General features: G+C 36.1%; 1 protein-coding gene. It reads right to left on the reverse strand.

Annotated features, from left to right (window positions below; all coding sequences use genetic code 11):
* Nucleotides 1-338: thrombospondin type 3 repeat-containing protein (locus HMPREF2701_RS00195; protein ID WP_070481747.1), on the reverse strand; the 338-nt coding region annotated here is incomplete at its 3' end.
* Nucleotides 339-418: the final 80 nt, after the last annotated feature.

Here is a 418-nt window from a genome sequence, read left to right on the forward strand (position 1 = left end):
GTTCTCATGTAGTAAGTATATAAGTCTTCTAGGTCTTGTTCGTTTTCAATCCCTGTTTCAATACTAATAAGAGCCTGTATAAATTCCTTGTAGTGACTCTCCATCATATTTGAAATCTTTTGTTTCATTTCCATAAATACTGAAGACGGTTCAGTTATACTTGTTTGGTCTATGTCTTGTAAATCCTTTTCTAAGGGATTGGTTCCTTCTTCTACTTCCACTAAATCTGAACGTCCATCACCATCAGAATCTGCGCTAAGAGGATTGGTTCCTAGCGCAAATTCTTGAGCGTCAGTCAGTCCATCTTGATCCGAATCACGTTGATAAATGGCTTCCATATACTTCCTTCTTTCCTAGTTAATCTTTTTTCACTCCAATCCTACCAAATATTCCTTGAAAGAAGTATCACAACAAAAAA

The organism is Streptococcus sp. HMSC077D04 (assembly GCF_001808785.1).
Lineage (GTDB): Bacteria > Bacillota > Bacilli > Lactobacillales > Streptococcaceae > Streptococcus > Streptococcus mitis_BX.